Consider the following 2964-nt stretch of genomic DNA (forward strand, 5'->3'; position numbering starts at 1 on the left):
TCATTATTGCTAATGTGGAAAACTCTTTACCAATCGAGCCTGCACTGAAAAGATGTTTATCAGTTAAAGGTATTTTGTGTTCTTTATCGGCAAAACCAATTCTATTGTAATAAACGACCTCATTACCTTTAGTACTACCAACAAGCATTGCCCCGTTAAATCCTTTATAATTATTGGCCGCATTAATCAGTACATCTAACTTTTGTATTTGGTTGTTATCTTCCGTTGCCAATGACTGATGACTAAAACATGAAAATAAAAAAATAATGAATAAGATACGCATAGAAATTCCTTTTTGCTTTATCTGGTTGGAGTATAAATGTGCCGCGAGATAATAAGGAGTCGTCAAATGCATTACAAGCAGGTAAGTGTAAGAAAATAATGCTATGGTTAGGAAGCATTTCATCCTTAATTCTTATCCCTATGGTGGCCAAAGCCCACACATTGTGCTAAATACAGAGTACTCATAGAATGATTCATAAAAGCTAAAGAGAATTCGTATTTAATACGTAGCCTAGCTTGAAAAACTCCGAAATTCACAAGTAATCTATTGATGTAATATTTTTACCTAATCGAGTGTCTGCTCTTAGTAATTTAGGTGCAAATACCTAGCTAACGTGACGACAATGTTGCAACAGTACTCATTCATCATTTTCCAAAAATATAACGAGTAGTCTATTTTGGGTATGGTTCAAACAGGCCGATTGAACTCTCTTAAACGGATAAATAAATTTATTCTGTGGTTGTGCTCCAAAGAACCCCATCATTACCTCATAATCAGCCACTAAGACAGCTTCTTGAAATGTATAATTATAACTAATTGAAGTTATTTTTGCGTTATACGGTGCTCCCTTATAAGTAATACAATTACTGAATGGAAGTCTAGGTTTAGGCTGACTAGTAGTCCAATTTGGATAATACCCGTCTGTAAATGGCATAACTACATCATATGTAACTCTGCCTCCTGGTCCATAATCAGCAGACGAAAAATTTCCATCTTCATCTACAAGCTTTAAAGAGCATGTACCAGCTAGAGTAGAAGTAGAAACAAATGCGGTAAAAATGAGTGGAACTAATGTATATATCTTTTTCATTATTAAAAAATCCTTTGTTAATATTAAAAATAACAGGGATGCCAAAACTCTGAATAGGAATATTTAGGGTAAATTAATAACAATAATGGTTAGAAATAATAATTACGATCAATGTAATAATTGGATGCTCCCTGCGAAATAAATAAGATCATAGACAAAGTTTATTGTCAATAATATTATTTATTAATAACTTATGGTAATATTATTATGTTTTATCAAGATGGTGGCACATATTAAAATATGGAATATAGCCACTAGTAAACAAGGATGATAACCAGATGAAAAAAACGGCTTTAGCGGCATTTGCTATACTTTTTACTTTTATCCCGCAAACATTTGCAAATTTTAGCTATACCCCGAAAGACAAAAGTCAGGTTGGTTTATATCTTGGTGGTCAAATTTGGCAAAGTGAAGCAAATGGGACTTTTGGCGAAGAAAACTCGTTAATTAACTATAAACTCAAAAAAGAACAGCAAACAAACTACTTTGTGACTGTTAAACACCCCTATTCTTTTCTGCCTAATATACGTATTGAAAGTACTTCGCTTAATACCACAAGTAAAAAAAGCTTAACACAAGGATTTAGCTTTGGTGGAGAAAGCTTTCCAACGGGTGACGATATTAATACAAACTTTAGCGTTAGTTATGTCGATTACACTTTATATTATGGGTTATTGAATAATAGTACCTTTTCATTTGATATAGGGTTAACTGCAAAGGATTTAAATGGTGCTGTTACAGTTATAGGGGAAACAATTATAGATGATGATGATTGTCCTCAAACGTCACAAGGCAACCCTTGTACAGCAACACCAACAACACCTCCTGTTGCTCCTACAGGTAAAATAAAAACCGATGGCATAGTACCTATGTTGTATATTGCCACTGACCTGAGCTTACCGTTAAAAAATTTAAGATTATTTGCTCAAGGTGATTTTTCATTAAAAGATAACTATAATATTTCCGACTATCAACTTGGCTTAAGTTACGAGCTTCTTGATACAAAAATGGGAGATTATGATCTGACCTTAGGATATAAGGTAGTCAAAATGGAATTGGAAAATTTAAATGATTTATACACCGATCTTGAATTCAAAGGTACTTTTGTCGGTTTTATTGCACATTTTTAAATGCTGCTGATTTCATGGTGTTTTTGCGGCAAAAAGTAAGTTTATAGACAATATGTCACTGGCGGCAATGAGCTTAAACCAGCCCCAAAAGTAAGCAAAAAATATTGGCTAATCTTGCCCTAAGTACGCTTCTGAATTTGAAAAGGCTTAATGTCGGCTTTTGGCTATCAGTTGACCTAAAGAACAACCAGTAGCTAACGTATAAAGCGCACTTAGTTGCCATTATCTTCTTGCGACTTGTGAGGTTTTTTGTAATTTTCTCACTACTTTTAATTATTTACCCCCAATCTAGCTACGGCCCAGAAAATATGATTCAAGAATTCTCATAATTTTCAAAGATCCATAGTTGACACCTTTCAAATTACAATACTAGCGAGATAAGAAAAGCGACAAACCAAAAGGCTGAAAAAGCTTGCCAAAATAACACTGGGTTTTTGTCCATTAATACCGCGTTGTGATTACTTTTATATTTTGGGTTGGGATTTTGTAGTTCATGTAAGAATTCTAATACGTCTTCATGGCGACGGTCAGCTTTAAAGCGCAGACCTTTTTTAATGGCACAATCGATCCAAATAGGCACCAAGGGATTTTCATCAAAACAGGGGATATATTTGGTTTTAAGGTAGGCTTTCACTGTTCTGCATTTATTTAGCTTACCTGAAAACGGTTCTTTACCCGTTAACATTTCATAGGCGAGCACAGCTAATGAAAAAACTTCTGATTGTATGGTGCTTTTACCG

General features: G+C 34.2%; 4 protein-coding genes and 1 pseudogene. 2 read left to right on the forward strand and 3 right to left on the reverse strand.

Annotation, left to right across the window (positions count from 1 at the left end):
• Positions 1–283, reverse strand: a 283-nt coding sequence (locus tag HRT50_RS12535; protein ID WP_291615013.1) for a serine hydrolase, incomplete at its 3' end; no start/stop codon positions are given.
• A 38-nt stretch (positions 284–321) separates the two neighbouring features.
• On the opposite strand from HRT50_RS12535, the gene HRT50_RS18860 reads away from it, so the two are divergent.
• On the forward strand, positions 322–453 hold the full coding sequence (locus tag HRT50_RS18860; RefSeq protein WP_367238875.1) for a variable surface lipoprotein: 132 nt from the start codon (positions 322–324) through the stop codon (positions 451–453).
• 188 nt (positions 454–641) lie between these two features.
• Here the strand turns inward: HRT50_RS18860 and HRT50_RS12540 are convergent, their stop codons facing one another.
• Complete coding sequence (locus HRT50_RS12540; RefSeq protein ID WP_291615015.1) at positions 642–1094, reverse strand: hypothetical protein; 453 nt, start codon at positions 1092–1094, stop codon at positions 642–644.
• A 278-nt stretch (positions 1095–1372) separates the two neighbouring features.
• Between HRT50_RS12540 and HRT50_RS12545 the strand changes: the two genes are divergently transcribed.
• Positions 1373–2224 (forward strand): hypothetical protein, encoded by an 852-nt coding sequence (locus tag HRT50_RS12545; RefSeq protein WP_291615017.1) that lies wholly within the window; start codon positions 1373–1375, stop codon positions 2222–2224.
• Between the two features lie 361 nt (positions 2225–2585).
• Here the strand turns inward: HRT50_RS12545 and HRT50_RS12550 are convergent.
• Positions 2586–2964: pseudogene (locus HRT50_RS12550) on the reverse strand (bifunctional protein-serine/threonine kinase/phosphatase); the annotation flags it as partial.

Origin of the sequence: Colwellia sp., from assembly GCF_013215345.1 — a bacterium.
Lineage (GTDB): Bacteria > Pseudomonadota > Gammaproteobacteria > Enterobacterales > Alteromonadaceae > Colwellia.